The 248-nt window shown below is 66.9% G+C and carries 1 protein-coding gene; it reads right to left on the bottom strand.

Annotation, left to right across the window (positions count from 1 at the left end; translation table 11 throughout):
* A partial coding sequence (locus AB0M35_RS28340; RefSeq protein WP_363749195.1) for a tetratricopeptide repeat protein occupies positions 1-248 on the bottom strand: 248 nt, incomplete at both ends.

Genomic DNA, 248 nt, shown 5'->3' with positions numbered 1-248 from the left:
ATGGTCAGGGATTGCTGGTAGCGGCGTTCGGCCTCGCCGTAGTCACCCCGGGCCTGGGCGATCATGCCGAGCTGGTGATAGCTGCTGGCCATGCCGGACCGGTTGCCCAGCTCCTCGTTGATGGTCAGGGATTGCTGGTAGCGGCGTTCGGCCTCGCCGTAGTCACCCCGGGCCTGGGCGATCATGCCGAGCTGGTGATAGCTGCTGGCCATGCCGGCCCGGTCGCCCAACTCCTCGTCGATGGTCAG

The sequence above is a fragment of the Micromonospora sp. NPDC051196 genome (assembly GCF_040682415.1).
Classification (GTDB): Bacteria; Actinomycetota; Actinomycetes; order Mycobacteriales; family Micromonosporaceae; genus Micromonospora.
Note: the sequence above shows the minus strand (reverse complement) of the source record. Positions and strands in the feature narration are given on the sequence as shown.